This window comes from Streptomyces sp. NPDC056480 (genome assembly GCF_042795405.1).
Lineage (GTDB): Bacteria > Actinomycetota > Actinomycetes > Streptomycetales > Streptomycetaceae > Streptomyces.
The window spans coordinates 1-5,205 of record NZ_JBHTSA010000227.1 but is presented as its reverse complement, the minus strand read 5'-3'; the positions used below and the strand labels follow the sequence as shown (position 1 = coordinate 5,205).

Annotated in this window: 5 protein-coding genes; 4 read left to right on the top strand and 1 reads right to left on the bottom strand. The window is 71.9% G+C overall.

All coding sequences use genetic code 11. From position 1 onward, the window contains the following. Positions 1–47: 47 nt before the first annotated feature. Complete coding sequence (locus ACFQ79_RS40235; protein WP_030316417.1) at positions 48–1,547, bottom strand: PLP-dependent aminotransferase family protein; 1,500 nt, start codon at positions 1,545–1,547, stop codon at positions 48–50. A 103-nt stretch (positions 1,548–1,650) separates the two neighbouring features. Here ACFQ79_RS40235 and ACFQ79_RS40230 point away from each other — a divergent pair, with 103 nt between their 5' ends. The 4 genes from ACFQ79_RS40230 to ACFQ79_RS40215 all read left to right on the top strand — a co-directional run bounded on the left by ACFQ79_RS40230 (position 1,651) and on the right by ACFQ79_RS40215 (position 5,151). Next, on the top strand, positions 1,651–2,319 hold the full coding sequence (locus ACFQ79_RS40230) for a YitT family protein (RefSeq protein WP_383593237.1): 669 nt from the start codon (positions 1,651–1,653) through the stop codon (positions 2,317–2,319). After that, positions 2,316–3,080, top strand: a complete 765-nt coding sequence (locus ACFQ79_RS40225; protein ID WP_383593234.1) for a glycerophosphodiester phosphodiesterase family protein — start codon at positions 2,316–2,318, stop codon at positions 3,078–3,080. Before ACFQ79_RS40230 ends, ACFQ79_RS40225 begins: the two co-directional genes overlap by 4 nt. 70 nt (positions 3,081–3,150) lie before the next feature. Further along, a complete protein-coding gene (locus tag ACFQ79_RS40220; protein ID WP_383593231.1) occupies positions 3,151–4,521 on the top strand; it encodes an MFS transporter in 1,371 nt (456 codons plus the stop codon). Positions 4,522–4,776: 255 nt separating this feature from the next. After that, positions 4,777–5,151, top strand: coding sequence for an RNA polymerase-binding protein RbpA (locus ACFQ79_RS40215; RefSeq protein WP_015032218.1), 375 nt, complete (start codon positions 4,777–4,779; stop codon positions 5,149–5,151). Positions 5,152–5,205: the final 54 nt, after the last annotated feature.

Genomic DNA, 5,205 nt, shown 5'->3' with positions numbered 1-5,205 from the left:
GACCTGGGGTCCGTACCGGCCTCTTCACGCGCGCGTGACGCGGGCGGCTACGCCACGAACGAGCGCGGCGGCTCGGTCCCCCCGCCCGCGCCCGACTCCACCAGCCGGGCCGCGGCGGCCAGCCGGGCCGCGGCCTCGTCGGCGACCGGTCCGCCGACCGTGAAGGGCAGCCGGACGAAGCCCTCGAAGGCCCCGTCGACGCCGAACCGGGGACCCGAGGGGACCCGGACGCCGACCCGCTCCCCCGCCTCGGCGAGCCGGGAGCCGGAGAGGCCACCGGTGCGGACCCAGAGGGTCAGGCCGCCGCGCGGCACCGAGAACTCCCACTCCGGGAGCTCCCTGCGGACCGCGGCGACGAGCGCGTCCCGGTTCTCCCGCGCCTGGTCCCGGCGGAGAGTGACGGCCTCCTCCCAGCCGCCGGTGCGCATGAGCCAGTTCACGCCGAGCTGTTCGAGGACGGGGGTCCCGAGGTCGGCGTACGCGCGCGCGGCCACCAGGGAACGGATGACGTCGGGCGCGGCCCGGACCCAGCCGATGCGCATGCCCGCCCAGAAGGCCTTGCTGGCGGAGCCGACCGTGAGGACGGTGGAGCCGGCCGGGTCGAAGGCGCAGACCGGCCGGGGCATCTCCAGGTCGTCGTCCAGGTGGAGCTCGGCCATGGTCTCGTCGACGACGAGGACGGTGCCGGCCGACCGGGCCGCGTCCACGAGCTGCCGGCGCTGGTCCTCGTCGGCCAGGGCACCGGTCGGATTGTGGAAGTCGGCCACCACGTACGCGAGGCGGGGTGCCGCGTCGCGCAGCACCTGCCGCCAGCGGCCCAGGTCCCAGCTGCCGAGCCCCTCGGACATGGCGACGGGCACGAGCCGCGCCCCGGCCTCCCGCATCAGCTGGAGGATGTTGGCGTAGGACGGGGACTCGACGGCGATGCGCTCGCCGCGGCCCGCGAACAGGTGGCAGATGGCGTCGATGGCCCCCATGGCACCGGTCGTGACCATGATCTGCTCGGGCATCGTGGGGATGCCGCGCGCGGTGTACCGGTCGGCGAGCATCTGCCGCAGCGCGGGCAGCCCCGCCGGGTAGTCGCCGTGCGTGTGGGCGTAGGGGGGCAGTTCCTCGAGGGCGCCCTGAACGCCGCGGGTGAGCCAGGGCTCGGGCGCGGGCAGCGCCGCGCAGCCGAGGTCGATCATCGAGCCGAGCGCCTCCGGAGGCAGCGGTTCGAGTCCTCGCGCGGGCAGCGGGTTCCCGGCCGGTACGGCGGTCCAGCTGCCTGCCCCGCGGCGGGACTCGAGGAAGCCCTCGGCGCGGAGCGCCTCGTAGGCCGCGGCCACCGTCGTACGGCTGACGGTCAGGGCGAGGGCGAGTTCCCGCTCGGCGGGCAGCCGGGCGGCGACCGGGACCCGGCCCTCCAGGACGAGCAGCCGGATCCCGTCGGCCAGGGCGCGGTAGGCGGGCGGCTTCCGCGTGCCGGGTCCGGCGGGCCGCGGCTGCTGCGCCTGGAGCTGCCGGGCGAGCTGAGCCGGTCCTACCGCCGAAGTCCACTGGGCCATCGAAATCAGTCCACCTTCCTCGAATTGGCCATGGTTGGCACCCGTTCCACCGCCACAGAGTGTCATGAGCCAGTCCACTACCACCACCCTGGGGGGAAGAACCTTGTCCATCGCCTCCGGCCGCCACGGCCGGCACCTCACCCGTCGGCTCGTCCAGCTCTACGCGGGGCTGACGCTGTACGGGGTCAGCTCGGCGCTGCTGGTGCGCAGCGGTCTCGGCCTGGAGCCCTGGGGCGTGCTGCACCAGGGCCTCGCCGAGAAGACGGGCCTGACCATCGGCGTGGTGTCGATCATCGTCGGGGCCGTGGTGCTGCTGCTGTGGATCCCGATCCGGCAGCGACCGGGGCTCGGCACGGTCTCCAACGTGTTCGCGATCGGCCTGGCGATGGACGGCACCCTGGCGCTCGTCCCGGACGTCCACGGGCTCGCGGGGCGGATCCCGCTCCTTGTGGCCGGCATCGTCCTCAACGGGGTGGCGACCGGCCTGTACATCGCGGCGCGGTTCGGCCCGGGCCCGCGCGACGGTCTGATGACCGGCCTGCACCGGCTCACCGGCCGTTCGATCCGGCTGGTGCGGACGGCGATCGAGGTGGCGGTGGTCGCCACCGGCTTCCTGCTCGGCGGCTCGGTCGGCGTCGGCACGGTGCTGTACGCGCTGGCCATCGGGCCCCTCGCCCAGTTCTTCCTTCGCTGGTTCGCCGTTCCCGAGCCGGAATCCGGAAGCACCGCGGTCGCCCCCGCGACACCGGAAGGCGCCATACTGCGGCGGTGACTCGCGTACGCCACCCCTACCTCGACCATCCCACGCCCCTCCCGTTCGCCCATCGCGGCGGCACGGCGAACGGCCTGGAGAACACCGCGGCCGCCTTCCGCCGGGCCGCCGCCGTGGGCTACCGCTACTTCGAGACCGATGTGCACACGACGTCGGACGGGGCTCTCGTCGCCTTCCACGACGCGACCCTCGACCGGGTCACCGACGCATCGGGCCGGATCGGCGACCTGCCGTGGGCGGCGGTGCGGGAGGCCCGTGTGGCGGGCAAGGAACCGCTGCCGCTCTTCGCCGACCTCCTGGACGAGTTCCCGGAGGCCCGTTGGAACGTGGATCTCAAGGCCGAGTCGGCGCTGCACCCGCTGGTGGACCTGATCCGCAGGAAGCGCGCCTGGGACCGGGTCTGCGTGGGCTCGTTCACCGAGGCCCGGGTCGTGCGGGCCCAGCGGCTGGCCGGTCCCGAGCTGGCCACCTCGTTCGGGGTGCGCGGGGTGATCGGGCTGCGGCTGCGCTCGCTCGGCATCCCGGCGGCGGTGCGGGCCGGGGCGGTCGCCGCGCAGGTACCCGAGCGGCAGGGCGGCATCCCGGTGGTGGACCGCCGTTTCGTCCGGGAGGCGCACGCGCGCGGGCTCCAGGTCCATGTGTGGACGGTGAACGATCCGGCCCGGATGAACACTCTCCTCGACCTCGGGGTCGATGGCATCATGACCGATCAACTGGAGACGCTGCGCTCGGTGCTGACCGAGCGGGGTGTGTGGGTCTGAGCGCGCGTCCCGGTGGCTCCGGACCCGGATCACCGGGCCCGGTCACGGGGACGAACGAGGGGGCGCGGCCTTGACCGCTGGAACCACCGAACCGGAGGAGTACGCCTCCGATCCCGCCGAGCGCAAGCGGGAACAGCGGGGCTGGTACTTCTACGACTTCGCGTGCTCGGTCTACTCGACGAGCGTGCTCACCGTGTTCCTCGGCCCGTACCTCACCTCGGTGGCCCGGGCGGCGGCCGACGCGGAGGGCTATGTGCACCCGCTCGGGATACCCGTGCGGGCCGGCTCGCTCTTCGCGTACGCCGTGTCGGCCTCGATCGTGGTCGCGGTGCTGCTGATGCCGCTGGTCGGCGCGATCGCGGACCGTACGGGCCGGAAGAAGCCGCTGCTGGCGGCCGCGGCCTACGTGGGCGCGACGGCCACGGCGGGGATGTTCTTCCTGGCGGGCGACCGGTACCTGCTGGGCACGTTCCTGCTGATCGTGGCGAACGCCTCGATCTCGGTCTCGATGGTGCTCTACAACGCCTATCTGCCGCAGATCTCGGAGCCGGACGAGCGGGACGCGGTCTCCTCGCGCGGCTGGGCCTTCGGCTACACGTCCGGCGCGCTGGTCCTCGTACTGAATCTGATCCTCTACTCGGGCCACGACTCCTTCGGTCTCACCGAGGGCGAGGCGGTCCGGATCTGTCTGGCCTCGGCCGGTGTCTGGTGGGGCGCCTTCACCGTCGTACCGCTGCGGCGGCTGCGGGACCGCAAGATCGGCCCGGAGGGGCGGGAGGGGGCCGGCGGGGGCACGGTCGGCAGCGGCTGGCGGCAGCTGCGGGCGACCCTCAAGGACATGCGCAGGCACCCGCTGACGCTCTCCTTCCTGCTCGCCTACCTGGTCTACAACGACGGCGTGCAGACGGTGATCTCCCAGGCCTCGGTGTTCGGTTCGGAGGAACTGGGCCTCGACCAGACCACGCTCATCACGGCGGTCCTGCTGGTCCAGATCCTCGCGGTGGCGGGCGCGCTCGGCATGGCGCGACTCGCCCGGTCGTACGGCGCCAAGCGGACGATTCTTGGATCGCTCGCCGTCTGGACGCTGATCCTGGTGGCGGGCTACCTCCTGCCGGCCGACGCTCCCGTGTTCTTCTTCTGCCTGGCGGCCGCGATCGGCCTGGTACTGGGCGGAAGCCAGGCTCTGTCGCGCTCGCTGTTCTCGCATCTGGTGCCGCGCGGCAAGGAGGCGGAGTACTTCTCGGCGTACGAGATGAGCGATCGGGGGCTCAGTTGGCTGGGTCCACTCGTGTTCGGTCTCGCGTATCAGCTGACCGGGAGCTACCGGGATGCCATCATCTCCCTGGTGATCTTCTTCGTGGTCGGCTTCGTCCTGCTCGCGCGGGTGCCGGTCCGGCGCGCGGTGGAGGCCGCCGGGAACCCGATACCCGACCGTATTTAGACGTGGCAGTGAAAGGGCGGTAGTGTACGCGTTTGGCCTGCCAGGCGGACCGTTACTGCGTGCTGCTTTGGTGAAGACACCGGGTCACATCTGCCGTCAGATGTGACAAAACGGGCACTGGTGGGTACAACAAGGGGCGGCACGACGGGCGACGCATGACCCGGCACGGGAATCTTTACCGCCGACCGGACGTTGACCGGATAACGACGACAGCGACACCTGTCCTGTGGGCGACAAGCCCGGGAGGCACGATTCATGAGTGAGCGAGCTCTTCGCGGCACGCGCCTCGTGGTGACGAGCTACGAGACCGACCGCGGCATCGATCTGGCCCCGCGCCAGGCCGTGGAGTACGCATGCGAGAAGGGCCATCGTTTTGAGATGCCCTTCTCGGTGGAAGCGGAAATTCCGCCGGAGTGGGAGTGCAAGGTCTGCGGAATCCAGGCACTCCTGGTGGATGGGGACGGACCTGAGGAGAAGAAGGGCAAGCCTGCGCGTACGCACTGGGACATGCTCATGGAGCGACGCACCCGCGAGGAGTTGGAGGAGGTCCTCGCCGAGAGGCTGGCCGTCCTGCGTTCCGGCGCCATGAACATCGCCGTGCATCCGCGCGACAGCCGCAAGTCCGCCTAGCGGACGCACCGGCAGAACAACGCCGCGGGGCCCGGTACACGAACTGTGTACCGG